The organism is Brevundimonas abyssalis TAR-001, assembly GCF_000466985.1.
GTDB lineage: Bacteria > Pseudomonadota > Alphaproteobacteria > Caulobacterales > Caulobacteraceae > Brevundimonas > Brevundimonas abyssalis.
Genome location: NZ_BATC01000038.1, coordinates 1 through 26,465 on the forward strand (window position 1 = coordinate 1; position 26,465 = coordinate 26,465).

The window sequence follows — 26,465 nt, forward strand, 5'->3', positions numbered from 1 at the left end:
GGCCGCAACGCCCGCGGAATCATAGCCCCGGTATTCCAGGCGCTTCAGGCTGTCGATCATCAGAGGGGCCGCCTGGGCCGTCCCGGTCACGCCGATAATTCCGCACATGGCTTGATCTATTCTCCCGAGACGAAGGGTTCAGGCTGCTTGGCACAGGCCGCGCCTGGCGTTAAGCCCGCGTGCAAAGGGCGGGCCTGATCGTTTCGGCTTTAACCGAAAGGCCGTGACCGCCAACTAAAAAGACGTTTCGCCAGGTTTCCCGGCGAAAACGGAGGGATCGTGAGCAAGCGACGTTATTTCGGCACCGACGGCATTCGCGGCCGCGCCAACAGCCACCCCATGACGGCCGAGGTCGCGCTGCGCGTCGGTCTGGCGGCGGGCAAGTTGTTCATGTCCGGCGACGACCGGCGCCATCTGGTGGTGATCGGCAAGGACACGCGCCTGTCCGGCTACATGATCGAACCGGCTCTGGTGGCGGGCTTCGCCAGTGTGGGCATGGACGTGCGCACCTTCGGTCCCTTGCCCACACCCGGCGTCGCGATGATGACCCGGTCCATGCGTGCGGACCTGGGGGTGATGATCTCGGCGTCGCACAACAGTTTCGCCGACAACGGCATCAAGCTGTTCGGGCCGGACGGATACAAGCTGTCCGACGAGATGGAGTTGAAGATCGAGGCCCTGATGCATGAAGACCTGGGCCAGGGGCTGGCGGACGCCGACGCCCTGGGACGGGTCAAGCGCATCGACGACGCCCAGGCCCGTTACGTGGAGATCGCCAAGGCGACCTTCCCGAGAAAGATGAACCTGAACGGCCTGCGCATCGCCGTGGACTGCGCCAACGGCGCTGGTTATCGCGTGGCCCCGACCACCCTTTACGAGCTGGGCGCGGACGTCTTCCCGGTCGGGGTGGAGCCGAACGGTCTGAACATCAACGCGGAGTGCGGCTCGACCCATCCGCGCACCCTCTCCGAGGCCGTGAAGCGCTACGGCGCCGACATCGGCATCGCCCTCGACGGAGACGCCGATCGGCTGGCCCTGTGCGACGAAAAGGGCCGGGTCATCGATGGCGACCAGATCATGGCCCTGATCGCTCGCGACTGGGCCAAACGGGGCATCCTGACCGGCGGCGGCATCGTGGCCACGGTCATGTCCAACCTGGGCCTTGAGCGCGTCCTCAAGGCCGACGGCCTAACGCTTGAGCGCACCCAGGTGGGCGACCGCTATGTCATGGAGTGCATGCGCGAGGGCGGGTTCAATGTGGGCGGCGAACAGTCCGGCCACCTGATCCTCAGCCGCCACGCCACCACCGGCGACGGTCTGATCGCCGCGCTTCAGGTGCTGGCCGTGCTCGTGGAGTCCGGCAAGCCCATGAGCGAACTGGCCGCCCAGTTCGAGCCTGTGCCCCAGAAACTCAAGAACGTGCGCCATTCGGGCGGAAACCCCTTGGCGGACAAGGGCGTCACCGACGCGATCGCCGCCGGGCAGACGCGCCTTAACGGCTCCGGCCGGGTGGTTGTCCGCGCCTCGGGCACCGAACCTCTGATCCGCATCATGGCCGAAGGCGACGACGCCAAACTGGTGAATGCGGTGGTCGATGAGATCGCCGAGGCGGTCAAGGCGGCGGGCTGACGGCCGCCGCGCCATGACCCTTCCCCCGCTCCTGACCCGGATCACGGCCCTGGCGCCTGGCGTGGCGCTCAGCCTGGTGGTGGCCGCCGTCGCCATGGGGTTGCAAAGCTTCGAGACGCAGGTGTTCGACCGCATCTGGCTGGAAGGCCTGGTGCTGGCGATCCTGATCGGCGCGGGCGTGCGGACCTTCTGGCCGCCGCCCGAGACCTTTCGCGCGGGCGTGGCGTTCAGCGCGGGGTTTCTGCTGGAGGTGGCGGTGGTGCTGCTGGGCGCCTCGCTCAGCGCCCCGGCCCTGGCGGCCATGGGGCCTACCCTGTTGCTGGGTATCGTACTGGTGGTCGCCGTGGGCGTGACCGGGGGCTACTGGCTGGGCCGCTGGTGCGGCCTGACCCGCAACGCCGCCCTGCTGGTGCCTGCGGCAACGGCATCTGCGGCAACTCGGCCATCGTCGCCGTGGCGCCCGTGATCGGGGCGAAGGGCGAGGAGGTGTCGGCGGCCATCGGTTTCACCGCCGTTCTAGGTGTCGGCATGGTGCTGTTGCTGCCGGTGGTGGCGGATCTGCTCGGCCTGTCGATCACCGATGCGGGCGTGCTGGCGGGCCTGACGGTCTATGCGGTGCCCCAGGTGCTGGCGGCGGTGGCGCCCATGGGGCTGGCGGCGGCGCAGGTGGGCACGCTGGTCAAACTGACCCGCGTGCTGATGCTGGGGCCGGTGTGCATCGTGCTGGCCCTGACCACGCGGGATCGGGCGGGCCAGAAGCCCGGGCTGGCGCGCCTGATCCCCTGGTTCATCCTCGGCTTCATCGCCATGGCGGCTCTACGGTCGTTCGGTCTGATCCCCGAGGCGCTGATCGGGCCGATCACGGGCGTGGCCGGTGTCCTGACGGTGATCGCCATGGCGGCGCTGGGCCTGACCACGGACCTGCGCGCGGTGCTCCGATCCGGGCCACGCGCCGCTCTGGCCGCCGTTCTGTCGCTGGCCCTGCTGAGTGTGCTGGCGCTGGGCCTGATCGGGCTTCTGAACCTGCTCTAGATTTCCTGATTCCAGGCGCCGACGGCGTCGTGACGGGCCAGGCGGGGCTTCACCTCACTGTGGAAGAGGTCGCGCATGTCGTCCTCGGAGCGCAGGCTTTCCACCACCACCACCAGCTCCGGCTTGTTGGAGGAGGCGCGCACCAGCACCCACGAGCCGTCCTCCAGATGGACCCGCGCGCCGTTGACGGTGATCACTTCGGTTACCTTGCGGCCCAGGATTTCGCCTCCGGCCGCGTGCAGGGCCAGATAGTCCTTCTGCACCGCCTCGACGACGCTGTACTTGGCCTCGTCGGCGCAATGCGGGCTCATGGTCAGGGAGGTGAAGGCTTTCGGCAGGGCGGTCTTCAGCTGTGACAACCGCTTGCCGGGATGTCGGTCCAGCAGGGACAGTACTGCACCCGCCGCCACGATGCCGTCGTCGTAGCCGCGTCCGATGGGCGCATTGAAGAAGAAGTGCCCCGACTTCTCGAAGCCCGCCAGCGCCTTCGCCTCGGCGACCTTGCGCTTGATGTGACTGTGGCCGGTCTTCCAGTAGACGGTGGTCGCGCCGTGCTCCGCCAGCACGGGGTCGGTCTTGTAGAGCCCGGTCGATTTCACATCGACCACGAAGGTCGCGTTCGGATGCAGCGTCGACAGGTCGCGGGCCAGCATCAGGCCGATCTTGTCGGCGAAGACCGCCTCGCCTGTGTCGTCCACCACGCCGCAGCGATCCCCATCGCCGTCGAAACCCACGGCCAGATCCGCGCCGGTCTCCTGCACCCGCCGGGACATCTGCGCCAGCATGGCGTGGTCCTCGGGGTTGGGGTTGTACCTCGGGAAGGCCCAGTCGAGATCGCAGTCCATCTCGATGACCTCGGCGCCCATGCTGCGCAGGGCTTCGGGTGCGAAGGCGCCGGCCGTGCCGTTGCCACAGGCGACCACGACCTTGAGGGGCCGTGTCAGGGTCACCCCGGCGGTGACTTCATCCAGATACTGCTCGCGGAAGTCCTCGATCCGCTCCAGCCGTCCGCCGGGGCGGGCGACGCCGTCGCCGTTCAGCACGATGGCCTTCAGGCGGCTCATCTCGTCAGGACCGAAGGTCAGCGGCGGCTCGGCGCCCATCTTCACCCCGGTCCAGCCGTTCTCGTTATGGCTGGCCGTGACCATGGCCACGCAAGGGGCGTCCAGCGCGAACTGGGCGAAATAGGCCATGGGCGACAGGGCCAGGCCGATGTCCAGCACCTCCATGCCGCCCTGCATAAGGCCCAGCGTCAGGGCCTGTTTGACGCTCTGGGAATAGGACCGGAAGTCGTGGCCCACCACGATGCTCGGCCTGGCTCTGATCTCGTGCGCATAGGTCGCCAGTCCGAGGCCCAGGGCTTGCAAGCCGAGGAGGTTGATCTCCGATCCCAGGATCCAGCGGGCGTCGTACTCTCGGAACCCCGTAGGATTCACCAAGGGTGGGTCTCGTAGTCAGCGGTGTCGGGAGCCAGGCCGGGACGAGGTTTCAGCATGGGTCCCTCGCAAGGGCGTCAGCCGGCGGGTGCAGCCGGCGGCGCGTCGGCGGGCGTTGTCGCCACGCCCCGTCCAGCCTCGCCCTCGGGCCAGTTCAGCGCCAGGGCGACCATGGCGACGGCGATCAGCGCCATGAGGGGAAAGAACAGTCGGTTCCGCATGGCTCCCGCTATAGCAGGGCCGTTTCGCGGGCCACAACATCGCAAGGAGCGGACGACGCCGCGCCGCGCTTGCGGGTTGACCCCCGCCCGCGCCGGTCCTACCCGGTCAGGTCCAACTGGAGACACCGATGCCCCGACTGATCCTGCTGCGACATGGCCAGAGCCAGTGGAACCTGGAGAACCGCTTCACCGGCTGGGTGGACGTGGACCTGACCGACCAAGGTGAGGCCGAGGCGACGCGCGGCGGCGAGCTGATCGCCAGGGCGGGCTTCAAGCCCGACGTGATGTTCACCTCGGTGCTGAACCGGGCCAAGCGCACGGGCGCCATGGCGCTGGAGGCGGCGGGCCTGAAGGACGTGCCGGTGATCGAGGACTGGCGGCTGAACGAGCGGCACTACGGCGGGCTGACCGGGCTGAACAAGGCCGAGACCGCCGAAAAGCACGGCGAGGAGCAGGTGAAGATCTGGCGGCGCAGCTATGACACGCCGCCGCCGCCGCTGGCGCCCGGCGGCGAATTCGATTTCACGACGGACCCCCGCTACGCCGGGCAGGACATTCCCGACACCGAAAGCCTCAAGATCACGCTGGAGCGGGTTCTGCCCTACTGGAACAGCGCCATCGCGCCCCGCCTGAAGGCGGGGGAGGACGTGCTGGTCACCGCCCACGGCAATTCACTGCGGGCCATCGTCAAGCACCTGTTCGACGTGCCTGACGACCGCATCGTGGGGGTGGAGATCCCCACCGGCAACCCGCTGGACATCGAACTGGACGCCGAGCTGAAGCCGGTTTCGGCCCGCTATCTGGATGAGGACAGGGCCCAGGCTCTGCCGGCCCTGTCATGAGCGAAGCACGCGATCAGGAATTCATGCGCCGGGCCATCGGCCTGGCCAGGGACCAGATGGGCAAGACTTGGCCCAATCCGGCGGTGGCCTGCGTCGTGGTCAAGGACGGCGAGATGGTCGCCGAGGCCGCCACAGCGCCCGGCGGCCGTCCCCATGCGGAGGAGCAGGCCGTGCCCGCCGCCGGCGACAGGGCGAAGGGCGCCACCGCCTATGTGACCATGGAGCCGTGCGGAGCCCGGTCGTCGGGCCGCACCTCCTGCGCGCAGTACCTCATCGAGGCCGGCGTCGAACGGGTGGTCATCGCCTGTCTGGACCCGTCCCCCTTTGCCGCGGGGCGCGGGGTGGAACGGGTCAGGGCCAAGGGGCTCGAGGTCGAGACCGGCGTGCTCAGCGACGAGGCGGCGATCCTGTATGAAGGCTATCTGCACCGGCTGGAGTCGGGCCGTCCCATGGTCCGGATCAGCGAAAACGGCGACAGCTTCGACGGCCAGTTCGCCGCCTCGGCCAAGGCGGATCTGGCCACCGAGCTGAAGCGGCTGGGCGAGGCGGGATACACCCGGCTGTGGACCGCGCCCGGCCCCCTGGCCGACGCCCTGCGCGAACAGGGCCTGCTGACCGAATAGGCACCGGGATTCCAACGCTTTCTTAAGCGGCGGTCAGGCATGTTCCGGGCATGTCGGCGCAATCCGCTCCCATCGATCCCGCCAACAGGCGGCGGCTGACCCAGGCCGAACTGGACGCCATTTGCGCCCGGCACGACCGGCTATGGCAGGCGAAGCCGGGCGGCGCACGCGCGGTGTTCACCTGGATGGACCTGTCGGGCCTGAGCCTGAAGGGCCGCAACCTGACCGACGCCGACTTCTCGGCCGCGGATATGGCCGGCTGCGACCTGACCGGGACTCGCCTGGACAATGCGGTGTTGTTCGGGGCCGACCTTCAGGATGCGCTGCTGATCGAGGCCAGCCTCCGACGGGCAGACCTGCGCGGCGCGTGCCTGCGCGGGGCGGACCTCACCGGGGCGGACCTGTTCGAGGCAGACCTGCGCGAAGGCGCCATCGCCGCAGCGGATTCCAAGCTTGGCTTCCGCATGGTGGAGCATCTGGTGCGCGACCGGGCGCGGGCGTCGGGCGCCAACCTGTCGGGCGCCAATCTGGAGCGGTCCAAGCTGACCGGCATCATCGCCATCGCGGCCGACTTCTCCGGCGCGGTGATGAAAGACTGCAAGCTGGTCCGGGCCAATCTGAAACAGGCGAATTTCAACGGCGCGGATCTGGCGGGCGCGGACCTGTCAGGGGCGGACCTGACCGGGGCGGACTTGCGGGACGCGGTGCTGGTGGGCACCAAGCGGGCCATGTGGCGGGCCGACGGGGCCGACATGACCGGGGCCCTGACCGACGAGAAATCCTCGGGCGCGCCGGTGTCCAAGCTGCCGGCCGCTGACATGCTGCGCGAACACGCCATCTGGTGCGAGACGGGCGGCGCCAAGGGCCAGCCCTCGGTGTTCGACGATGTGGACCTGCGCAGCCTGAAAACGATCCGGGGCCTGACCCTGACCGGCCTGTCGGCCAAGCGGGCCGTCTTCTACGGCCTCGACATGGAGGGCGTTCAGCTGCAGGGCGCTCAGCTCGAAGGCGCGGACCTGCGTTCGGCCAAGATGCGTGGCGCGGACTTGCGCGGCGCCCGTCTCAAGGGCGCGCGCCTGACCGGCGCGGACCTCCGCGAGGTCCAGCTGGGCCCGTTGATGATCGCCCAGGACCGCTTGCTGCCCGCCGACCTGACCGGAGCCCATCTGCGCGGCGCCGACCTGTCGGGCGCGGATCTGCGCCGGGCCATCCTGGTCCAGGCCGACCTCAGCCGCGCGGCCCTGCACGGGGCCCAGACCCGGCATGCCGAATTCCTGGCCGCCCAGCTTCATGGCGTGCGCGGGCTGGTGCTGGACGCGGAATAAGAAAGGGCGGCCCGAAGACCGCCCTTCCCAGGTCTTGAAAGCCGTCAGGCGTTAAGCCGCCTTCTTGCCCTTGCCTTCGATCAGGGCCGGGCCGGCGTTGATCTCGATCCGCCGGGGCTTGAGCGCCTCGGGCAGTTCGCGCTTCAGGTTGACGGTCAGAAGGCCGTTGTTCAGGCCAGCCTCGGTCACCACCACATAGTCGGCCAGCTGGAAGCGGCGCTCGAAGTCGCGCTCGGCCAGGCCGCGATGCAGGAAGGTGCGCTCGGTCTCGTCATTGGCCGTGCGACGGCCGGTGACGGTGAGCAGGTTCTCCTTGACCTCGATGTTCAGTTCGTCGGGCTTGAAGCCGGCCACGGCGATCTCGATCCGGTAGGCGTTCTCGCCCGTCGTCTCGATGTTGTAGGGCGGCCAGCCGCCCGGCTCGCCGGTGCGCGCGGCGCTTTCCAGCAAATTGGCCATGCGGTCGAAACCCACGGCGGAACGGTAGAGGGGGGTGAAGTCGATGGTGCGCATTACAATCCTCCTGATGCACAGCAAGGTTGAACCGCCCCGTTTCCGGGGACGGACGGTGTCGGCCTTTGGCGGTCCCTGATGGGCCCCGCCGCGACCGTGAAAGCCCGGCGAACCGGCGCTCTCGGGAACTGAAATAGGAGGGTCGACATCCGCCGCAAGAGGCTTGGGCGCGAATTCGTCAGACGCCGCTTGCCCAAGGGCGAGGGGGCTTTAGGGTGCGCGCAACGGAGACGCCGTCCAATGACTGGGAGACCGCCTATGCGCCGCCTGACCCTCGCCGCCGCCCTTCTCGCCCTGACCGCGCCAGCCGCCCTGGCCCAGACGCCGGATGCGCCCGCCCGCGGCTCGGCCGCCGCCCCGGTTCACGCCGAAGACGCCGTGCTGGCCGACATCATCGCTTCTGACACTCGCGCCGCCGCCAACACTGCGCGGGATCAGCACCGGCGTCCCTATGAGGCCCTGACCTTCTGGGGCCTGCGTCCGGGGCTGACGGTGGTGGAGATCGAGCCCGGCGCGCGGGCTGGTGGACGGAAATCCTGGCCCCCTACGCCCAGCGCACCGGCGGCGAGTACGTGGCCGCCTGGATCGACCTGGAAGCGCCCACCGTCTCGGACCGCGCCCGCGAAGCCCGCGCCGGGCTGGAGCAGGAACTGGCCGCCTTCGGTGGCTCCGCCCGCGCCGTGAATTTCGGGCCCGCCTCGGGTCTGGGGGTCGAGGACGGGACCGCCGACGTGGTTCTGGTTGCCCGTGCATTCCACAATTGGGCCCGCGCCGACCTGACGGACCGCTACATGGCCGAGTTCTTCCGCGCCCTGAAGCCGGGCGGGATCCTTGCGGTCGAACAGCACCGGGCCGAGGAAGGCCTGAACGCCACCGACACAGCTTCCACCGGCTATGTGCCCGAAAGCTATGTCATCCGCGCGGCCCAGGCCGCCGGCTTCGAGCTGGACGCCCGCAGCGAACTGAACGCCAATGCGGCGGATGATCGGGATCACCCGTTCGGTGTCTGGACCCTGCCCCCGGTGCGGCGCACCGAACAGGGCGGCCGTACGCTCACCGAGGCCGAACGCGCCGCCTTCGACGCCATCGGGGAAAGCGACCGCATGACCCTGCGCTTCCGCAAGCCCGAGTGATCATCGTTCCGGTGCGTCACGGCGCGCTTTGACGGGTATGGTGAACCGCTTTAAGTCCAAGGCCGTGGCCGTGTCGGGGCGGCCTGCAAACGCGAGTCTTGCGGCACATGGGATTTATGGCTGATCGGTCCTGGAATCAGGCGATGTCCGCCTCGCGTCGGCGGCTTCTGGCGGGTGGGGCGGCCCTGGCCGGCCTGACGCTGGTGTCCGCCTGCGGACGTGGCGCCGAGCCCGAGGTCGCCGAAGGAGAACCCCAAGGCCCGCCCCCGCCGCCGGAAGGGAGCCTGGAATGGGCTGTGGCCGGGGCCTGGCGGGTTCATGATCGCGGCCGTGACCAGTGGCGGCATCCTGTCGAGACCCTGACCTTCTTCGGCATTGAGCCGGACATGCACGTGGTGGAGATGTGGCCCGGCGTCGGCTGGTACACCGAGATTCTGGCCCCATACCTGAACCGGGGCGGCGGCAGGCTGTATGCGGCGGGCTTCGAGATCGGTCCTGACGCCGATCCCGCCCTGCGTCAGGTCATGGCGCGGTTCGAGGGCCGTTTCGCGGCGGACCGGCGGCTCTACGGAGACGTGGAGATCAGCGCCTTCGGCCCCACCAGCGGCCCCCTGGCGCCGGCCGGAACCATCGACATGGCCTTGTTCCTGCGCAGCCTCCACGCCTGGATGGCGGCGGGCATCGCGGAGAAAGCCTTCGCCGACGCCTATGCGGCCCTCAAGCCCGGCGGCGTCCTCGGCGTGGAGCAGCACCGCGGAGCCTCGGGAGGCGATCAGGATCCGGCCGCAGCTACCGGCTATGTGCAGGAGGCCTTCGTCAAGCAGCTGGCCGCCGAGGCGGGCTTCGTCTTCGTGGCGTCCAGCGAGGTCAATGCAAACCCTGAAGACACCAAGGACCACCCCTTCGGCGTGGACACTCTGCCGCCCAACAGCATGACCGCCCCGCCTGGCGAACCCGCCGACCCCGAGTTTGACCGCAGCCGCTATGACGCCATCGGCGAAAGCGACCGCATGACCCTGAAATTCCGGAAACCCGAATGAACGCCTCCACCGCCCCCGGCGTCAACCGCGCCGCGGCCTTCGCCGCGAACGCCCCCCTGATGGGCGTGCCGGGCGCGTCTTCGCCTCCCGGCGGCGTGGGTGAGTGGTATCGAGGCGCCGGGGGGCTGCGTTTGCGCGCGGCGTTGTGGACACCGTCGCCGTCCATCGAGGACGCGCCGCGCGGCACGGTGATCATCAGTCCGGGCCGGACCGAGCCCATCGAGAAATATTTCGAACTGATCGGCAATCTGCTGGCCCGGGGGTTCTGCGTGCTGGCCCATGACTGGCGGGGCCAGGGCCTTTCGGCGCGTCTTCTGCCCGACCGGCTGCGCGGCCATGCCCGGGCGGTGGAGGAATTTCTGGACGACTACGCCCGACTGATGGACGCCTTCGAGGCGCGGCTGCCCAAGCCCTGGATCGCCATCGGCCATTCCATGGGCGCGGCCCTGAACCTCCTGACGCTCGAAGCTGGAGAGACCCGCATCGCCGGCGCGCTGCTGTCCAGCCCCATGCTGCGCATTCGCACGGGCAAGCGATCCCTGTGGTCGGCCAAGATGGCGGTGAAGTGGAACCTGCGCCACGGCAAGGCCGGCGACTATGTGCTGGATGATCCGGACGATCCGTTCGACCACACCTTCGAGACCGACGCCCTGACCAGCGATGAGAGCCGCTATGAGCTCTGGCGCCAGCAGCTCTACGCCTGCCCGCATCTGGCGCTGGGTGGGCCGACCTGGGGCTGGCTGGCCTTCGCCTTCGATGCGGGCGAGCGGGCCCTCAAACCCAAGGCCCTGAAGCGGGTGACCATGCCGGTCTCCATCGTCCAGGCGGGAGAGGACACCATCGTCTGGAAACAGACCAACCGCTGGGCGGCCAAGCGTCTCGGCCGTGGGCGGTATGTGGAGGTGGACGGCGCCAGGCATGAGGTGATCATGGAGACGGATGACCTTCGCGCCGCGTTCCTGCGGGAATTCGACGCCATGGCCGACTATCTGGCGCCGCGGGGATCGCAGCAGGTTCAGGCCGAATCCGCCGAATTGGTTTAGAGCGCCGCGCGCCTGAGCGTCACCAGGGCTTGATCGATCAGGCCCTCGTCGCCCACAGCGAGAACCTGACCCCTGTCATCCGGCGTCTGGCCACGCCAGTTGACCACCTTGCCGCCTGCGGCCTCGACCACCGGGACGAGGGCGGACCAGTCCCACGGTTTCAGGCTGGTCTCGGCCACAAGATCGATGCGTCCGGCGGCGATCATGGCGTAGGCGTAGGCGTCGCAGCCCAGTCGGGCCAGTCGCGCGGTCGCCCGCACCTGGGTCCAGGCGCCCAGTTCTGCGCCGGTGAAGATGTCGGGATCGGTGGTGGCGATGACCGCGTCGTTCAGGCGGGGACAGGTGCGAACCTTGAGCGGGGAGGGGGCATCGCCGCCCTTGAGCAGTAGGGCGCCTGACGGGCCGCCCAGAAAAATCTCGTCCATCACCGGCTGGGCGATGGCGCCCGTTACGGGGCGGCCTTCATGGCGCAGGGCGATCAGGGTGGTCCAGAGCGGGAGGCCTGCGACGAAGGCGCGCGTGCCGTCCACGGGGTCCAGCATCCAGACGTATTCGGCGTCGGGGCGATCCTCGCCGTATTCCTCGCCAATGACGCCGTGATCGGGAAAGCGTTCGGTGATCAGCCGCCTCATGACCGCTTCGGCGTCCCGGTCCGCCCGGGTCACGGGGTCGAAGGCGCCGGGCTCGCCCTTGTCCTCCTCGCCGCAGTCGGTGCGGAACAGGGGCAGGGTCACGGCGGCGGCGGCGCGGGCCAGGTCGACGGCGAAGGCTTCAAAAGGGGTCATGACCGGCGGGCATACAGTGCGCCCGCCGACGCGTCACGATCTTAAGGCGTTCAGGCTGTTTCCGGCGTGGCGTGCAGCGACTTGGCCAGGTCCAGCAGCCGACGGCGCGGACGCTCGCCGAGCTGGTAGTAGGCCTGGATCAGGTCGATGGTCTCCTTGCGGGAGAACATCTCACCGCCGTGCCCATTGCCGGGGCCCGCATCCTTGCGCTCCAGCGCCTCGGACAAGCCGTCGTAGAAATAGTTGACCGGCGTCTCCAGCGCCTCGGCCAGCTGCCACAGGCGAGCGGCCGAGATGCGGTTGGCGCCGCATTCGTATTTCTGAATCTGCTGGAACCGGATGCCCACCTGTACGGCCAGCTGCTGTTGGGTCAGGCCCAGCAGGCGACGGCGGCGACGCAGGCGGCGACCCAGATGAAGATCGATTTCGGTGGCCATGTTGAGCCCCTCCTCGTTTGGCGACCGCTGTTCCACTACGGGACAGCTCGCCCGTCACGGGGCAAGGGCCATGCCGGTTTCTCGCGGTGCGGGAGGCGATTCACCTTTCGAGTGTGCAATATGGCTGCAATCAGGCAACCTTGACCGCTTCGGCGCATTACAGAGCCGACCTCGTTTATCAACGGAAGGAAATCGACATGGGTGGAATGGGTTGGATCGCCTGGATCATTATCGGCATCATCGCCGGTTGGTTGGCGGAACAGATCATGGGCCGCAATCACGGCCTGCTGACGAATCTGATCGTGGGAGTCATCGGCGCCCTGATCGGCGGCTTCGTCGCCAATGCACTGGCTTCGCCTGGGGCGGCTGGATCGGCTCGACCATCGTGGCCACGATCGGCGCGATCATCCTGTTGTTCATTCTGGGCCTCGTAAAGCGACGCTAGAACTGAGCTTCAGACAGCAAAAAGGGCGGCTCGAAAGAGCCGCCCTTTCCGTATGCGCGGTCAGTCGGATCAGGACTTGGCCTCGGGTTCCTCGACCGGTTGCATGGTTTCCGGCGTGGGTTCCGGCAGCGCCTCGGTTTCCGGCTTGGGCTCCTCGGTCACTTCGCCTTCACCCGGAAGCGGGGCCTCGGCGCCCGATACGTTCGAGGACGCGTCGGCGACCGCGGGGGCCGCGTCGAACTCGGCTTCAGTCCAGGTCAGGACCACCGCTCCGTTGTCCAGCGTGGCGCCGTCGATGGGGGCTTCCCGAAGCTGGCCGTCATCGGCCCGAACCTGCAGGGTCTGCTGACCCGAGGCGTCCACGCCGGCGCCTTCAAGGATGCCGAGCGAAGCGCCGTCCGACGACGTCACCTGGGCGCCCGGAGCGACAGAGCCGCTCTGTTCAGTCGTAGCTTCGGCTTCAGCGGCCGGGGGCTGGGTCATGGGGTCGGTGGCCGGATCCTGGGTCATGTCCTGCGCGAAAGCCGGTGCAGCGAACATCAGGCGCCGGCGACGCCGGTCAGAAGAACGGTCTTGCGGATCATGATGAAATCTCCTGTTTCGCGAGCCGGGAGGTGCTCGCATAAAAGTGAACACGGCAGATTTCGGTTTGTTTCGGACGCCCAGAAATGACCTTGGCCCCGCCCCATTCGACCGATTCCTGATCGATCCGGGGCGAGGCCAAGGCGGCCGTGTGGAGATTGCAGCAGGGTAGGGCCATCGCCCCGCAGACGCGGCCTTACTGAGGCATGGCCTCGAACTCGGCTGCGGTCATGGCCGTGACCACCGCACTGCCTTCAACCGAGGCGCCCGCAGCCGGGACGGTGCGGACGGCGCCGTCAGCGGTGCGCACGGCCAGCGACTGTGCGCGGCCGGCGGTGTCGCGCGTCACATTCACCACATGGCCGAGCATGGCGCCGTCGGATGCATGGACCATGGCGCCAGCTTGGACGTCCAGATCGGCGGAGGCGCTGGAGGCGTTGACGCCGGCGTCCGCTTGGGCGTCGGCGGAGACTTCGGCGTCGACGTCAGGCGTATGTCCCAGCGTGTCCTGGGCGTCCTGGGCCGTGTCGCGGGTGATGCGGCCGGTGTCTCGCACCGTGTCTCGGGTCAGGTCCCGGGTGCGGTCGATGGTCGAGCCGAGCGGCGGGGTCGTCACTTGCCCCCCGACCTGACCGCCCACCTGGCCGCCGATGTTTCCGACCACCTGGGCGGTGGCGGGGAAGGCCGTCAGCGCCAGTACGGCGGCGCCGGTTGTGAGAAGAGTCTTACGCATTGTGTCACTCCGTGGCGGGTGAAATTGCGCCCCCACCGACAGGAGAAACCCGCCAAGGCTGTCCCGGGTTTCATTCCGGGACAGCCTGAACGTCGTTTAGTCTCAGTCTTCCTTCACGCGCTTCTTGCGGAAGGAGGGGTTCAGCACCTGCTTGCGCAGGCGGATGGACTTGGGCGTGACCTCGACCAGTTCGTCGCTCTCGATGTAGGCGATGGCCTGTTCCAGCGAGGGGCGGCGCGGCGGGGTCAGGCGAACGGCCTCGTCCTTGCCGGAAGCGCGCACGTTGGTCAGCTGCTTGCCCTTGATGGGGTTCACGTCCAGGTCGTCGGACCGGCTGTTCTCGCCGATGATCATGCCCTGATAGGTCTTCTCACCGGCGCCCACGAACATGACACCGCGATCTTCCAGGTTCCACAGGGCGAAGGCCGCCGTCTCGCCGTCGGAGTTGGAGACCAGCACGCCCTTCAGACGGCCCTCGATGGCGCCCTTGTAGGGTTCGTAGTGGCTGAACACGCGGTTCAGGACGCCGGAGCCGCGGGTGTCGGTCAGGAACTCGCCCTGATAGCCGATCAGCGATCGCGAGGGGCACATCAGCTGGACGCGGGTCTTGCCGGCGCCGGACGGGCCCATGTCCTTCAGCTCGGCCTTGCGTGCCGACAGCTTTTCGATGACCACGCCGGAGTATTCGTCATCCACGTCGATGACCACGTCCTCGATAGGCTCCAGCCGCTCGCCGTTCTCGCCGGTCTGATAGACCACGCGGGGGCGGGAGATGGACAGCTCGAAGCCTTCACGGCGCATGTTCTCGACCAGAACGCCCAGCTGCAGTTCGCCGCGTCCGGCGACCTCATAGGCGTCGGCGCCCGGGGTCTCGGTGACGCGGATGGCCACGTTGGACTCGGCTTCCTTGAGCAGGCGGTCGCGGATGACCCGGCTCTGCACCTTGTCGCCCTCGCGGCCGGCCAGAGGACTGTCGTTGACCGCCACGGTCATGGAGATGGTCGGCGGATCGATGGGCTGGGCGGGCAGGGCCTCGGTGACTTCCAGCGCGCACAGGGTGTCGGCCACGGTGGCCTTGGACATGCCCGCGATGGCGACGATGTCGCCGGCCTGGGCGCCCTCTTCCACCGGTTGGCGCTTCAGGCCGCGGAAGGCCAGCACCTTGGTGATGCGGCCCTGTTCGATCTGCTTGCCGTCGCGGTCCAGGGCCTTGATGGCCATGCCGGCCACGGCCTTGCCGCTCTCGATACGGCCGGTCAGCAGGCGGCCCAGGAACGGATCGGACTCGATCAGGACGTTCAGCATCTGGAAGGGCTTGTCGACGTTCAGGGCCACCGGCGCCGGCGGCACGTGCTCGACGATCAGGTCGAACAGCGGAGCCAGGGTGTCCGACTTCTGGTTCAGGTCCAGCGTCGCCCAGCCGTCGCGGCCCGAGGCGTAGATGTGGGGGAAGTCCAGCTGCTCCTCGCTGGCGCCGATGGCCGAGAACAGGTCGATGGTCTCAAGGTGAACCCGGTCCGGGTCGGCGTGGGGGCGGTCGACCTTGTTGATGCAGAGGATCGGCTTGAGGCCCATCTTCAGGGCCTTGGTCAGCACAAATTTGGTCTGGGGCATGACCCCTTCCTCGGCGTCCACCAGCAGGACGCAGCCGTCCACCATGCCGAGGATCCGCTCCACCTCGCCGCCGAAGTCGGCGTGGCCGGGGGTGTCGATGATGTTGATGCGGGTCTCGCCCGCCTTGCCGTTCCACAACACCGAGGTGGCCTTGGCCAGGATGGTGATGCCGCGCTCACGCTCCTGGTCGTTGGAGTCCATGGCGCGTTCGGTCGTCGCCTCATTGGCTCGGAAGACGCCGGACTGGGCCAGCAGCTGGTCCACAAGGGTGGTCTTGCCGTGGTCGACGTGGGCGATAATGGCGACGTTACGAAGGTTCATGGCGATGATTCAGACGTGTAAGGCGGGCGCGCGGACCGGCTCGGTCCGTTCGGGCCGCTGGATTTGCGGATCGGGGAGGCGGGGGCCTCATATAGGAGGCGCGGCCAAAAGGCCAGCGCGGGCGTGCCCTGGACCTCTCGAGATCAGCCGTACAGGTCGCCGAGATAGACGCGGCGGACGTCGGGATCGCTGATGATCTGGCCGGGCGTTCCCTCGAACAGCACCTCGCCGCCGTGGATGATGGAGGCCCGGTCGATGATGTCCAGGGTCTCACGCACGTTGTGGTCGGTGATCAGCACGCCGATGCCGCGATCGGCCAGATAGCGGATCACCTGGCGGATGTCGGCGATGGCCAGCGGGTCGATTCCGGCGAAAGGCTCGTCCAGCAGCATGAACGACGGCTTTCCGGCCAGGGCGCGGGCGATCTCGACCCGGCGGCGTTCACCGCCCGACAGGGCCGTGGCCGGGGCCTCGCGCAGATGGTCGATGTGCAGTTCTTCCAGCAGGCGGCTGACCTCTTCGGAAACCGCCTTTTCGCCAGCGGTGTTCAGCTCCACCACCGCCCGCACGTTCTGCTCGACCGTCATGCCTCGGAAGATGGAGGCTTCCTGAGCCAGATAACCCAGACCCATGCGCGCCCGCTGGTACATGGGTTGGCGGGTGATGTCCTCGCCGTCCAGCCAGATGGCGCCGGAATCGGCCGGAATCAGGCCGGTGATCATGTAGAAGCAGGTGGTCTTGCCGGCCCCGTTGGGACCCAGAAGCCCGGCCACCTCGCCCCGGTTCACGTGCAGCGAGACGTTGTGCACCACCTGACGCTTTCCGAACGACCGGGCGATGTTCTCCACACTCAGCCCCTTGCGACGATCGGCGGGCGAGGCCGCAGTCGCCCTCTCAGGCGCGGCATCAAGCGACGCGGCGGCCCTGGAGGCGCGCCTCGGCCGGGGCGGACGGTTCAGGGCTGAGAGTTCCTTGCGCGCCAAAAGCCGGCTCAGTCCCGGTCAGGATAGAAGACGCCCTGCACCCGGCGTCCGGCGTTTCCGGTCGGCGCGCCTTCCATGCGTGCGCGGCCGGTGCCGATGTTGATGCTGAGATTGGAGCCGGTCATGACGTTGTCGCCCTGGCGCAGGATCACGTCTCCGGAGACGACCAGGGTGTCGCTGGCGGCGGTGTAGACAGCGCGATCGCCGCGGACCACCTGTTCGGGGGTGACGAAGTAGACATCCCCGATGGCCTCGATGCGATTGAGGCCGCCCATGCTGGTGACGGCGGAGGAGCCCTGCTCGCCGGAACGGCTGTAGTAGACGTCGAAGCGTCCCGCGCGCAGGCGGTTCTCGCTCTGCATGGCCTCCGCCCGGCCGATGTAGCTGATCAGGCCCCGCTGTTCGTCGAATTCGACGTCGTCCGCATTGATCATGAACGGGTCGCTGCTGCGCGAAATCTGGGTCCAGCCGGCGGTGGCCAGACCGCTCACCGCCAGAACGGCCGCCGTCAGTGCGATTGTCATGCGCCGCATGATCATGATTCCCTATCCGGCCCCGCCGGTGTTGATCGTGGTCCGGACCTTATCATCGCCCGAGCCGCTGAACACGACCCGACCGCCCTGTTCGTAGATGGCATAGGACGACGCGTCGATTGTTCCAAGGGCGCCGACGCCCTGGATGCCCTTGTCGCCGGTGACGACGCCGGTGCGCGTGTCCACAACGGCCTCGGGCGTGACGAAGCGAAAGCCCGCGCCGCCGTCCTCGATGATCACCTGTCCGCGCAGGATCAGTGTGCGGGACGGTTCGTCATAGAGGCCATGCCCGGCCGAGAGTTCACTGGTCTTGCCGGCCTCCAGCGTCAGCCGCATGACCGGGGCGTCCAGCCGGAACATGCCGGTGTCCGGATCGCGCACCGCCTGGGCCGCGCCGATGACGAAGGAGCGGCCCTGCTCGTCCTGTCCGTGGAACATGGGGTTGGACAGGCGCACTTCGCGGGACTCCACCCGGCTGCGTTCGACCCCCGCGATGATGGACCGGGTTCCGACCCACAGGGCGGTGCCGCCCGCCAGCACGGCGATGATGAGGGGCAGGACGCGACGAAGCAGCATGACCCGTCGTGAGCGCGCGCGCCATTGTCGGCCCGCCAGAACAACCCGGCGCTCGTCCGCCGCCTTCAGGTCATCGCTGGGGGTGGGATCGGCCATGATCAGGTGTGGGCGAAGATGTCGGCGTCTTCCCAGCCTTGCAGATCAAGTCGGGCCCGCACAGGCAGGAAGTCGAAACAGGCCTGGGCCAGCTCGGTGCGGCCCTCGCGCGCCAGCATGGTGTCCAGCCGGTCGCGCACCACATGCAGGTGCAGCACGTCGGAGGCGGCATAGGTCAACTGCTCGGGGCTCAGCACTTCGGCGCCCCAGTCCGAGGACTGCTGGGCCTTGGAAAGCTCCACCCCGGCCAGTTCGCGCACCACATCCTTCAGGCCGTGGCGGTCCGTATAGGTGCGGGCCAGCTTGGAGGCGATCTTGGTGCAATAGACCGGGCGCGTCTCGACCCCCAGATGGTTCTCGAACATGGCGATGTCGAAGCGGCCGAAGTGGAACAGCTTGAGGACATTGCCATCCGCCAGCACCCGCTTCAGATTGGGGCAGTCGTAGGCCGGACGCTTCAGTCGGACCACATGGGCGTCGCCGTCGCCGGACGACAGCTGGACCACGCACAGATCGTCGCGGTTGTGGCGCAGGCCCATGGTCTCGGAATCCACCGCCACCACCGGGCCCAGATCCAGATCGCCGGGCAGGTCGCCTTCGTGCAGGTGAACGGTCATGAGGGCCTCGTACAGAATCCGGTGCGCTTTGTCCGGATCATCATAGACGAACGGCGCCGCGTCCCAAGACACGGCGCCGCCGAAAAATATGGTGCCCAGGAGAGGACTCGAACCTCCACGACCTTTCGATCACTGGCACCTGAAGCCAGCGCGTCTACCAATTCCGCCACCTGGGCCCGAAGGTTTCCCCTCGGAAGGCGCGGACCCTTAAGGCAGGGAAAACGTGCGGTCAATGGCGGTTCTGATCATATTGCGCATAACGGGCCGTGCGCGCGTTGCGGGGGCCGATGGCTTGGTCTATCCCCGGCGCGCCGAACGCGATCAATTCCGGCACAGAGCGTCGGCCCGGAGCATTTGTCATGACCGCATCGTCCAGACTCGTCACCGTCTTCGGCGGCTCGGGCTTCATCGGTGGCCAGGCCGTGCGCGAACTGGCGCGGCTGGGCTGGCGCATCCGCGTGGCCGTCAGGAAGCCGAATACAGCCCATGATCTGCGCCCGCTGGGCGACGTGGGCCAGATCCAGCTGATGCGCTGCGATGTGACCCGGCAGGCGGACGTGGAGGCGGCGCTGCGTGGCGCCGACGCCGTGGTCAATCTGGTCGGCACCTTCAACACCCGCCGGTTCCAGGCCATGCACGTGGACGCAGCTCGCTACATCGCCGAGGCTGCGCCGCCAACGGCATCACGCGGCTGGTGCAGGTCTCTGCCAACGGCGCGGACGCCGACTCGCCATCCGCCTACGCCCGCTCCAAGGCCGAGGCGGAGGCGATCATGCGTCAGCATGTTCCCGGCGCCGTGATCCTGCGCCCGTCGGTGGTGTTCGGCGCCGAGGACGATTTCCTGAACCGGTTCGCCGCCATGGCGTCCATGTCCCCGGCCTTGCCTCTGATCGGCGGCGGAAACACGCGGTTCCAGCCGGTCCATGTCGGCGATGTGGCCGACGCCATTGCTGCGGCTGCGACGCGTCCCGAATTCGTCGGGCGCACCTTCGTGCTGGGCGGGCCGTCGATCTACAGCTTCCGGGAGATCCTGGAGTTGATCCTGCGTGAAACGCACCGGGAAAAAGTTCTGCTGCCCCTGCCGTTCCCGCTGGCGCGAGCCATGGGCTCGGTGATGCAAGTGAGCGAGCTGTTCGGGATCGCTCCGCCCCTGACGCGCGACCAGGTGCTGATGCTGCAGTCCGACAACGTGGTTCCGGACGGCGCCGAGGGCTTTGCCGCCCTTGGCATCATGCCGACGGGGATGGAGGTCATCGCCCCGTCCTACCTGTGGCTATATCGCCGGGGCGGCCAGTTCGCCGAACCGGCCGCGGCCTAAAGCGCGCCAGTCAGCCACAGGCCTGCCAGGCCCACGGTTCCCACGACGATTCGCCACCAGGCGAAGACCGCGAAGCCATGCCGGGTCACAAAGGCCAGCACCGCCTTGACCGTCAGGAAGGCGGTGATGGTGGCGGCGATGAAGCCGACGGCGATCAGGCCGAAGTCCGAGAAGTCCAGCACGGCGCGGTTCTGGAACAGGTCATACGCAACGGCAGCGCCCATGGTGGGCAAGGCCAGGAAGAACGAGAACTCCGCCGCCGACCGCTTGTCGGCGCCCAGCAGCAAGGCGCCGGCGATGGTGGCGCCCGAGCGCGATACGCCGGGGACCATGGCCAGACACTGGGCCACGCCGATGATCAGATACATGCGCATGGGGTATTTCGCGGCGTCCAGATGCACCGGCGTCATTGGTCGCCTGTCGAGCCACAGCAGGACGAAGCCGCCCAGGATCAGCGAGACGCAGATGATCACCGGCGTCTCGAAGAACACATTCTTGATGGTGTCGTACATGAACACGCCGATCACCATGGCCGGCAGAAAGGCGACCAGCAGGCCGATCAGGAAGTGCCGCGCCTGGCGATCATGGGGCCACCGGGTCGCCAGCTCGAACAGGCGGCGCAGATAGACAGTGACGATTGCCAGCAAAGCGCCCAGCTGGATCACCACCTCGAAGGTCTTGCCGGTGCTTTCGAAGCCCAGGAAGTGGCCCAGCAACAGCAGGTGGCCGGTGGACGAGACAGGAATGAATTCGGTCAGCCCCTCGACGATGCCGAGAAGCAGAGCAATCAACCAGTCGCCCATGCGGCGAACCCCCGTTCAATAGTCAGATGGTCCCGGCGCCCGTCAGTGCGCGCCCGGCTCGACGCCCACATAGCGCAGGCGTGCGCGGATGGGCGCCCCCTCCAGCAATTGATCCAGCGCATGGGCCAGGAGCCCTGCCGATCGCCCGATGGCGAACAGGTCGAAGGCGCCGTCGCGGGGCAGGTTGAAGCGCCGCACGATCAGGGCCAGGGCCAGGTCGAAGGACGGCTTGAGGCCGGTGGCCCGCTCGCCCGCCTCCACCAGACCCGCCAGATCGCGGGGCAGGTCGGCGGCGGCCAGCAGGGCGGCGGCGCGGGGGTCGCCGTCGGGGTAAAGCTCGTGCCCGAAGCCGGGCAGGCGGCCGTCCTGATCCATACGGCGGCGCATGGTGTCCTCCGGGTCGCGCCGGGCGTCCAGCACCAGGGCGCTGGCGGCGGACAGCTGGCGGCTGACGTCCGGGCCGGTCAGGGCGGCCAGGCCCGCCATGGCGGCGGCGGCCGGGCTGGCGCCCGTGCCCGCCACGGCCCGTGTGGCCAGCACGGCGCCGTTCAGCTCGTGATCCGCGGACAGGACCAGGGCGCGGCGCAGGATGCCGGAATCCAGCTCGGGGATCTTCCAGGCGCGGGCCAGACGCTGATGCAGATGCAGGCGCGGGCCCATGCCGACGATGGCGTCGACCATCTCGCTCAGCACTCCGGCGCATTCGATGGTCAGGTCACGCTGGGCCCGGCCGGCGGCGGGCGGGTCCTCGTCCACGCGCCGGGCGATGAACTGCAGCAGGCGGGAGCGGGACGGCCCGGCGTAGGCCACGTCGATACGGGGCTTCAGCGTGGCGAAGGGATTGCCGTCGCGGGCGTTCCACAGCACCCGGGCCGCGTCCTCCAGCGTGGCGTGCTCGGCCAACTGGATCGCATCGCGGCCCCGGTAGAACAGGCGCCCCCCCATGATGGCGGTCACCGAGGACTGCACCGTCGCCTCGCCGCGCACCGGCGAGCCGCCGATCACAGCCGGGGCGGCGGGCGCGGGCGAGCCGTCGCACAGCCGCGCCACGTCGTCGGCGGCGTAAAGGCTGCGTCTGGGATTTTCAGGATCTGGGCGAGCGGTGATCCGTCCCCGACTGACATAGGCGTAGAGCGTCTGGGTCTTCACCCCCAGGCGGTCCAGGGCCTCATTACGGCCGATCCAGTTTCGCTGGGCGGTCTCCATGACGGCTCCCTTGTCCTGCGACCTTCGTGCGGTTGACCTACCTAGGTCGATCAACATTGATAAACTGTTCCCTGCAGCAGGCGATTTCATGACCGGCGTTGGAATTTTTCACCTCATTCGGCGTTCGGTTGCGCGCACCCCCGCTGTTGCGCCACAAGACGTCCGATGATCGCAACTTCGACGCCTGAAGACGGCCACGCCGCCAACCGCCGTATCACGACCCTGTCGGTCGGGGTGGCGGTGTTCCTGATCGCCATCAAGGCCTTCGCCCTGGGCGCCTCGGGCTCGGTGTCGATCCTGGCGTCGCTGGCGGACTCGGCGCTGGACCTGATCGCGTCGCTCTCGGTGTTTTTCGCCGTGCGCTGGGCCGCCATCCCGCCCGATCACGAGCACCGATATGGCCACGGCAAGGCCGAGGCGCTCGCCTTCCTGGTGCAGGCGGGCCTGGTGTTCGCCTCGGCGGTCTTCATCGCCTGGGAATCCATCCAGCGCATGGTTGACCCGCGCCCGATCACGGCGGGCGGCTGGGCTGTGGGGGTGATGATCGTCTCCATCGCCGTGACCCTGGGTCTGGTGTGGCTGCAGAGTCGGACTATCCGCGCCACGGGTTCGCTGGCGGTGCGGGGTGACCGGGCCCACTACGCCGCCGACCTGGGGGCCAACGTTGTGGTGCTGATCGGTGTGGCGTCCGGCGCTTTCTTGGGCGCAGCCGGACTGGACGCGGCGGCAGGCCTCGTGGTCGCCGTCTGGCTGTTCTGGGGCGCACTGGGGATGTTGAAGGGGTCGGCGGACCATCTGATGGACAAGGGCGTGGACGACGAGACCCGCGCGCGCATCGTCGCCGCCGTGCTGGCTGATCCTCGCATCGGCGGGGTGCATCAGTTGCGCACTCGCCTGGCCGGACCGGTGCTGATGATCCAGATGCATGTGGACCTTGAGCCCGACCAGACGCTGGAGGCAGCCCACGGCGTTGTGGTGGAGGCCGAGGCCCGCATTCTGAAGGTCTTCCCTGGCGCCGACATCCTGATCCATCCAGACCCGCGCGGCCGCACCCGCGGCCATGGCGGGGTCAAGGGCGATGCGGAGCCTCCACCGGCGTCCCGGTGACGGAGTAAACGCGGGATTAAGGACGACGGGCGCATGGGTTCGACCATGTCTTCGCCAGTCGCCGCCCTGTTGCATTACCCGTTCGATCCGGCCTCGCGCGCCGCGCGCCTGGCGCTGGGCGAGGCGCGGGTCGAGTTCAGCGAAAGCCCGGTCAAGCCGTGGGAGTCGGACTGCATCCTGAACCAGGTCAATCCCACCGGCATGCCGCCGGTGGTGCGCACCCTGCTCGACGGCCGCACCCTGACCCTGTGCGAACTGGGCGCGATCCTGGGCTGGATCGAGGACAGCGCGCGGGGCCCGCTGCTGATGCCTGTCGACCCGGTGGAACGGGCCGAGACCCGTCGCCTGACCGCCTGGTTCGAGCGCCGCTTCAATGACGAGGTCAACGCCGTGCTGCTGCACGAGCGGTTGGAGAAGGCGATCCTGAAACTGGGCCCGCCCGACGCGCGCAGCCTGCGTCAGGGGCGCGAGGCCCTGCGTCATCATCTGGGCGAACTGGAAGAATTGCTGCAAGGCCGTGACTGGTTGGCCGGGCGCCGCATGACTCAGTCCGACCTGATCGCCGCCGCGCACTTCTCGGTCATGGACTATTTCAGCGAGATGCCATGGGCGTCGTTCCCGGCGCTCAAGGCCTGGTATGTGCCGATCAAGTCGCGGCCGTCGTTCCGGCCGCTGCTGGGCGACCGCTTCCCCGGCGTGGCCCCGCCGGTGCACTACGCGGATCTGGATTTCTAGCTTTCCGCCGCCGCGCGCGCTATCGCGCCCCATGGCCAGGGACCCCCGAGACGAGATCCGGCGCCGGGCAAAAGACCTGGCTTCGACGTCTGCCGCTTCGCATCAGCGTCCGCGCCCTGGAGCGCGGGCGAGCGGCTGGCCCATTTCGTCGAGCAGGGCCGCCACGGCGAAATGGGCTGGATGGAGACGACCCTGGCGCGCCGCGCCCATCCCACCGCCATGTGGGCGGATGCCCGCACCGCCATCGTCCTGGGCCTCAACTACGGCCCCGGGCATGATCCCCTGCCGGAGATGGAGGACCGCTCGGCGGGCTATATCTCGGTCTATGCCCGGGGCGACGACTATCACGAGCTGATCAAGGGTCGGCTGAAGCAGCTGGCCGGCATCGTGGCCGTGCGGTCGGGCGCTGAGGTGAAGGTGTTCGTGGACACCGCCCCCCTGATGGAGAAGCCGCTGGCCCAGCGCGCGGGTCTGGGGTGGCAGGGCAAGCACACCAATCTGCTCAGCCGCACCCACGGCAACTGGCTGTTCCTGGGGGTCATTCTGTCGGCCGCGGACTATGAGCCCGACCCGTCGGAGGACGAGCATTGCGGCTCTTGCCGGGCCTGTCTGGACGCCTGTCCCACCAACGCCTTTCCCGCCCCGTTCCAGCTGGATGCGCGCCGCTGCCTGTCCTATCTGACCATCGAGTTCGCCGGGCCGTGGCCGGAGGAATTCCGCGCGGCGGCAGGCAGCCGCATCTACGGCTGCGACGATTGTCTGGCGGTTTGTCCGTGGAACAAGTTCGCCCAGGGGGCGCACGAGGCGCGGCTGCATGCCCGGGACAGTCTGAGCGCACCCCGTCTGGTTGATCTGGCGGCCCTGGATGACGCGTCCTTCCGCACCCTGTTCGCCAAAAGCCCGGTCAAGCGCATCGGCCGGGACCGCTTCGTGCGCAATGTGCTCTACGCCATCGGCAACAGCGGCGATCCCGCCCTGATCCCGTCGGCAGAACGCCTGCTGGAGGATCCGGACCCGGTGGTGCGCGACGCCGCCGGCTGGGCGCTGGGGCGGCTGAGGGCCGGGGACGTGGCCTAAAGCTGATCCATGTTGTTCTCGTGATCCACCGCCTCGCGCTTCAGCCAGTCGGCGAAGGCGCTGGCGCTGGGCGAGGCCGGTCGGTCGCGCGGGGTGACGATGTGATAGGCGAAGCCCACGGTCTGACTGCCGTCGGGGAAGGGCGCCATCAGCCGTCCCGCGCTCAGGTCCGCCTGGGCCAGGGTGCGCTTGGCCAGGGCCACGCCGCGCCCCGCCACCGCCGCCTCGATCAGCAGGCTGGACTGGGAGAAGCGTGATCCCCGCCGCGGATCGGGATGGCGCACCTTGCGCGCCTTCAGCCACATGGCCCAGTCCGGCCGCCCCGGATCGGCGTCGGAGGACACGTCGTGCAGCAGGCCATGGTGGATCAGGTCGGCGGGTTTTCGGATGGGCTTGTCGCCGTTCATCAGGCCGGGGGCGCAGACCGGCAGCACCTGTTCTGTCATCAGCAGGTCCACATGGGCGTTGGCGTAGCCGCCGGGGCCGTAGCGCACCGCCACGTCCACGGTGCCGTCCGACAGGTCCGCCGGCTCCATATCGGCCGAGATCCACACCTCCACCTCCGGGTGCTCGGCGTGAAAGCGGTCCATGCGCGGCATCAGCCATTTGGCGGCGAAGGAGGGCGCCACGCTGACGCTGATCTGCTTCTTGCGGGGCGGCTCGCGCAGCAGGGCCGAGGCGTCCATCAGGCGCTCCATGCCCTCACGCAGCAGCGGGATCGAGGCGCGGCCCAGATCAGTCAGGGCCAGGCCCTTGGGCTCGCGCCGGAACAGAGGCGCGCCGACGATGTCCTCCAGCAGGCGGATCTGCTGGCTGACGGCGCCGGGCGTCACCGACAGCTCGTCGGCGGCGCGGCTGAAGTTCAGATGCCGGGCGGACGCTTCGAAGGCGCGCAGGGCGTTCAGGGGCAACAAGGGTCTGGCCATGCCCCGTCATTAGATTTCCTAACACAGAGCGCAAGGCATAATGGTTTGTGAGGCGCCCGGCGCCGGGTGTTGGATCGCGGCTCGTTTCAAGAGTTCCGATCCATGCGCGTCTTCCTGGCCTCCATTCCCCTGACCGACGTCCGCGTCGCCGTGATCGGCGGCGGCGAAGCGGCGCTGGCCAAGCTGCGTCTGTTCACCACCTCGCCCGCCGCCCTGTCGTGGTTCGCCGTCGGCGAGGTGGCCGACCGCCGTGAGTGGCCCAATGGCGCGCCCGAGCCGGTCTTCACCGAGCCCACCGCGGAGCATCTGGCCGGCGCCCGGCTGGTGTTCATCGCGGTGGAGAACGCGGGCGACGCCGCCCGTCTGGCCGCTATGGCCCGCACCACGGGGGCCCAGGTCAATGTGGTGGACCGCCCGCACCTGAGCGATTTCCAGACCCCGGCCCTGATCGATCGGGACCAGGTGGTGGTGGGCGTGGCCACCGGCGGGCTGGGCCCCATTCTGGCGCGTGACCTGCGCTCGCGCATCGAGGCGGTGCTGCCCGCCGCGCTGGGCCCGCTGGCCCGGCTGGCCGGCGAACTGCGCGAGACGGTCAAGGCCTCGGTGCCCGACTTCATGGCGCGCCGCCGCTTCTGGGAGCGAGCGTTCCGGGGCCCCGCCGCCGATCTGGTTGCCCACGGCCGCGAGGCCGAGGCGCGCCGCGAGATGCTGCGCCTGCTGAACGTGGCGGCGCC

General features: G+C 68.5%; 26 protein-coding genes, 1 tRNA gene and 5 pseudogenes. 15 read left to right on the forward strand and 17 right to left on the reverse strand.

What is annotated here, in order from left to right:
- Positions 1 to 108, reverse strand: a 108-nt coding sequence (locus tag MBEBAB_RS17625) for a hypothetical protein (protein ID WP_242397143.1), incomplete at its 3' end; no start/stop codon positions are given.
- A 171-nt stretch (positions 109 to 279) separates the two neighbouring features.
- On the opposite strand from MBEBAB_RS17625, the gene glmM reads away from it, so the two are divergent.
- Both glmM and MBEBAB_RS09980 read left to right on the forward strand, forming a co-directional pair.
- The gene (gene glmM, locus MBEBAB_RS09975; protein ID WP_021697850.1) at positions 280 to 1,629 is read left to right on the forward strand and encodes a phosphoglucosamine mutase; all 1,350 of its coding nucleotides are present in this window, start codon (positions 280 to 282) and stop codon (positions 1,627 to 1,629) included.
- Between the two features lie 94 nt (positions 1,630 to 1,723).
- Positions 1,724 to 2,661, forward strand: a pseudogene (locus MBEBAB_RS09980) (YeiH family protein).
- On the opposite strand, the pseudogene MBEBAB_RS09985 reads toward MBEBAB_RS09980, so the two are convergent.
- Positions 2,658 to 4,156: pseudogene (locus MBEBAB_RS09985) on the reverse strand (phosphomannomutase/phosphoglucomutase). The pseudogenes MBEBAB_RS09980 and MBEBAB_RS09985 sit on opposite strands and share 4 nt — an antisense overlap.
- Positions 4,157 to 4,174: 18 nt before the next feature.
- Positions 4,175 to 4,318 carry a hypothetical protein gene (locus MBEBAB_RS16530; protein ID WP_158332136.1) on the reverse strand — a complete coding sequence of 48 codons (144 nt, stop codon included), beginning with the start codon at positions 4,316 to 4,318 and terminating at the stop codon, positions 4,175 to 4,177.
- Between the two features lie 128 nt (positions 4,319 to 4,446).
- Here MBEBAB_RS16530 and gpmA point away from each other — a divergent pair, with 128 nt between their 5' ends.
- From gpmA to MBEBAB_RS10000, 3 genes are read left to right on the forward strand one after another with little or no spacing between them, the layout of a single operon-like run.
- Positions 4,447 to 5,160 (forward strand): 2,3-diphosphoglycerate-dependent phosphoglycerate mutase, encoded by a 714-nt coding sequence (gene gpmA / locus MBEBAB_RS09990; RefSeq protein WP_021697854.1) that lies wholly within the window; start codon positions 4,447 to 4,449, stop codon positions 5,158 to 5,160.
- On the forward strand, positions 5,157 to 5,783 hold the full coding sequence (gene ribD, locus MBEBAB_RS09995; protein ID WP_021697855.1) for a bifunctional diaminohydroxyphosphoribosylaminopyrimidine deaminase/5-amino-6-(5-phosphoribosylamino)uracil reductase RibD: 627 nt from the start codon (positions 5,157 to 5,159) through the stop codon (positions 5,781 to 5,783). The genes gpmA and ribD overlap by 4 nt, the downstream gene beginning before the upstream one ends.
- Before the next feature lie 50 nt (positions 5,784 to 5,833).
- Entirely contained in the window at positions 5,834 to 7,108 is a 1,275-nt protein-coding gene (locus MBEBAB_RS10000) for a pentapeptide repeat-containing protein (protein WP_021697856.1), read from the forward strand.
- Positions 7,109 to 7,159: 51 nt separating this feature from the next.
- Here the strand turns inward: MBEBAB_RS10000 and MBEBAB_RS10005 are convergent, their stop codons facing one another.
- Positions 7,160 to 7,621 (reverse strand): Hsp20 family protein, encoded by a 462-nt coding sequence (locus MBEBAB_RS10005; RefSeq protein WP_021697857.1) that lies wholly within the window; start codon positions 7,619 to 7,621, stop codon positions 7,160 to 7,162.
- A 258-nt stretch (positions 7,622 to 7,879) separates the two neighbouring features.
- Here MBEBAB_RS10005 and MBEBAB_RS18790 point away from each other — a divergent pair.
- From MBEBAB_RS18790 to MBEBAB_RS10020, 3 genes and pseudogenes are all read left to right on the forward strand, one after another.
- Positions 7,880 to 8,754: pseudogene (locus MBEBAB_RS18790) on the forward strand (class I SAM-dependent methyltransferase).
- Between the two features lie 143 nt (positions 8,755 to 8,897).
- Positions 8,898 to 9,794, forward strand: coding sequence for a class I SAM-dependent methyltransferase (locus MBEBAB_RS10015; protein WP_196838384.1), 897 nt, complete (start codon positions 8,898 to 8,900; stop codon positions 9,792 to 9,794).
- Positions 9,791 to 10,837, forward strand: a complete 1,047-nt coding sequence (locus MBEBAB_RS10020; protein ID WP_021697861.1) for an alpha/beta fold hydrolase — start codon at positions 9,791 to 9,793, stop codon at positions 10,835 to 10,837. The genes MBEBAB_RS10015 and MBEBAB_RS10020 overlap by 4 nt, the downstream gene beginning before the upstream one ends.
- Here the strand turns inward: MBEBAB_RS10020 and hisN are convergent.
- A complete protein-coding gene (hisN, locus tag MBEBAB_RS10025; protein WP_021697862.1) occupies positions 10,834 to 11,622 on the reverse strand; it encodes a histidinol-phosphatase in 789 nt (262 codons plus the stop codon). The two genes, MBEBAB_RS10020 and hisN, sit on opposite strands and share 4 nt — an antisense overlap.
- 50 nt (positions 11,623 to 11,672) lie before the next feature.
- The gene (locus tag MBEBAB_RS10030) at positions 11,673 to 12,059 is read right to left on the reverse strand and encodes a helix-turn-helix domain-containing protein (protein ID WP_021697863.1); all 387 of its coding nucleotides are present in this window, start codon (positions 12,057 to 12,059) and stop codon (positions 11,673 to 11,675) included.
- Between the two features lie 197 nt (positions 12,060 to 12,256).
- Between MBEBAB_RS10030 and MBEBAB_RS10035 the strand changes: the two are divergent.
- Positions 12,257 to 12,504, forward strand: a pseudogene (locus tag MBEBAB_RS10035) (GlsB/YeaQ/YmgE family stress response membrane protein).
- A 69-nt stretch (positions 12,505 to 12,573) separates the two neighbouring features.
- On the opposite strand, the gene MBEBAB_RS10040 reads toward MBEBAB_RS10035, so the two are convergent.
- The 8 genes from MBEBAB_RS10040 to MBEBAB_RS10075 all read right to left on the reverse strand — a co-directional run bounded on the left by MBEBAB_RS10040 (position 12,574) and on the right by MBEBAB_RS10075 (position 18,735).
- Positions 12,574 to 13,014 carry a hypothetical protein gene (locus tag MBEBAB_RS10040; RefSeq protein ID WP_148291503.1) on the reverse strand — a complete coding sequence of 147 codons (441 nt, stop codon included), beginning with the start codon at positions 13,012 to 13,014 and terminating at the stop codon, positions 12,574 to 12,576.
- Positions 13,015 to 13,282: 268 nt separating this feature from the next.
- Positions 13,283 to 13,819, reverse strand: coding sequence for a hypothetical protein (locus MBEBAB_RS15175; protein WP_021697867.1), 537 nt, complete (start codon positions 13,817 to 13,819; stop codon positions 13,283 to 13,285).
- Between the two features lie 102 nt (positions 13,820 to 13,921).
- Positions 13,922 to 15,754: a translational GTPase TypA gene (gene typA, locus MBEBAB_RS10050; RefSeq protein ID WP_021697868.1), complete on the reverse strand. Its 1,833-nt coding sequence runs from the start codon at positions 15,752 to 15,754 to the stop codon at positions 13,922 to 13,924.
- A 143-nt stretch (positions 15,755 to 15,897) separates the two neighbouring features.
- Complete coding sequence (gene lptB, locus MBEBAB_RS10055) at positions 15,898 to 16,602, reverse strand: LPS export ABC transporter ATP-binding protein (protein WP_021697869.1); 705 nt, start codon at positions 16,600 to 16,602, stop codon at positions 15,898 to 15,900.
- A gap of 143 nt (positions 16,603 to 16,745) precedes the next feature.
- Positions 16,746 to 17,261 carry an LptA/OstA family protein gene (locus MBEBAB_RS10060; protein ID WP_242397142.1) on the reverse strand — a complete coding sequence of 172 codons (516 nt, stop codon included), beginning with the start codon at positions 17,259 to 17,261 and terminating at the stop codon, positions 16,746 to 16,748.
- Between the two features lie 21 nt (positions 17,262 to 17,282).
- Complete coding sequence (gene lptC, locus MBEBAB_RS10065; RefSeq protein WP_021697871.1) at positions 17,283 to 17,942, reverse strand: LPS export ABC transporter periplasmic protein LptC; 660 nt, start codon at positions 17,940 to 17,942, stop codon at positions 17,283 to 17,285.
- Between the two features lie 2 nt (positions 17,943 to 17,944).
- Positions 17,945 to 18,559 (reverse strand): ribonuclease D, encoded by a 615-nt coding sequence (locus MBEBAB_RS10070; protein ID WP_045319174.1) that lies wholly within the window; start codon positions 18,557 to 18,559, stop codon positions 17,945 to 17,947.
- 89 nt (positions 18,560 to 18,648) lie between these two features.
- Positions 18,649 to 18,735 (reverse strand) — tRNA-Leu (locus MBEBAB_RS10075).
- Between the two features lie 183 nt (positions 18,736 to 18,918).
- Between MBEBAB_RS10075 and MBEBAB_RS18415 the strand changes: the two genes are divergently transcribed.
- Both MBEBAB_RS18415 and MBEBAB_RS18420 read left to right on the forward strand, forming a co-directional pair.
- On the forward strand, positions 18,919 to 19,359 hold the full coding sequence (locus MBEBAB_RS18415) for an NAD(P)H-binding protein (protein ID WP_306302022.1): 441 nt from the start codon (positions 18,919 to 18,921) through the stop codon (positions 19,357 to 19,359).
- Positions 19,332 to 19,877, forward strand: a complete 546-nt coding sequence (locus MBEBAB_RS18420) for an NAD-dependent epimerase/dehydratase family protein (RefSeq protein ID WP_306302023.1) — start codon at positions 19,332 to 19,334, stop codon at positions 19,875 to 19,877. Before MBEBAB_RS18415 ends, MBEBAB_RS18420 begins: the two co-directional genes overlap by 28 nt.
- Here the strand turns inward: MBEBAB_RS18420 and MBEBAB_RS10085 are convergent.
- Together MBEBAB_RS10085 and MBEBAB_RS10090 are read right to left on the reverse strand one after the other, a co-directional pair.
- Positions 19,874 to 20,680: an undecaprenyl-diphosphate phosphatase gene (locus MBEBAB_RS10085; protein ID WP_021697874.1), complete on the reverse strand. Its 807-nt coding sequence runs from the start codon at positions 20,678 to 20,680 to the stop codon at positions 19,874 to 19,876. The genes MBEBAB_RS18420 and MBEBAB_RS10085 overlap by 4 nt on opposite strands.
- A 42-nt stretch (positions 20,681 to 20,722) precedes the next feature.
- Positions 20,723 to 21,886: a citrate/2-methylcitrate synthase gene (locus tag MBEBAB_RS10090; RefSeq protein WP_021697875.1), complete on the reverse strand. Its 1,164-nt coding sequence runs from the start codon at positions 21,884 to 21,886 to the stop codon at positions 20,723 to 20,725.
- Between the two features lie 165 nt (positions 21,887 to 22,051).
- Here MBEBAB_RS10090 and MBEBAB_RS10095 point away from each other — a divergent pair, with 165 nt between their 5' ends.
- From MBEBAB_RS10095 to queG, 3 genes and pseudogenes are all read left to right on the forward strand, one after another.
- Positions 22,052 to 22,993: a cation diffusion facilitator family transporter gene (locus MBEBAB_RS10095; RefSeq protein WP_021697876.1), complete on the forward strand. Its 942-nt coding sequence runs from the start codon at positions 22,052 to 22,054 to the stop codon at positions 22,991 to 22,993.
- A 33-nt stretch (positions 22,994 to 23,026) separates the two neighbouring features.
- Positions 23,027 to 23,728 carry an FtsZ-binding protein FzlA gene (fzlA, locus tag MBEBAB_RS10100; RefSeq protein ID WP_021697877.1) on the forward strand — a complete coding sequence of 234 codons (702 nt, stop codon included), beginning with the start codon at positions 23,027 to 23,029 and terminating at the stop codon, positions 23,726 to 23,728.
- Between the two features lie 31 nt (positions 23,729 to 23,759).
- Positions 23,760 to 24,805 (forward strand): annotated as a pseudogene (gene queG / locus MBEBAB_RS10105) (tRNA epoxyqueuosine(34) reductase QueG).
- Here the strand turns inward: queG and gcvA are convergent.
- A complete protein-coding gene (gcvA, locus tag MBEBAB_RS10110) occupies positions 24,802 to 25,731 on the reverse strand; it encodes a transcriptional regulator GcvA (protein ID WP_021697879.1) in 930 nt (309 codons plus the stop codon). The pseudogene queG and the gene gcvA overlap by 4 nt on opposite strands.
- 102 nt (positions 25,732 to 25,833) lie before the next feature.
- Here gcvA and MBEBAB_RS10115 point away from each other — a divergent pair.
- On the forward strand, positions 25,834 to 26,465 hold a 632-nt coding region (locus MBEBAB_RS10115; protein ID WP_045319171.1), incomplete at its 3' end, for a precorrin-2 dehydrogenase/sirohydrochlorin ferrochelatase family protein.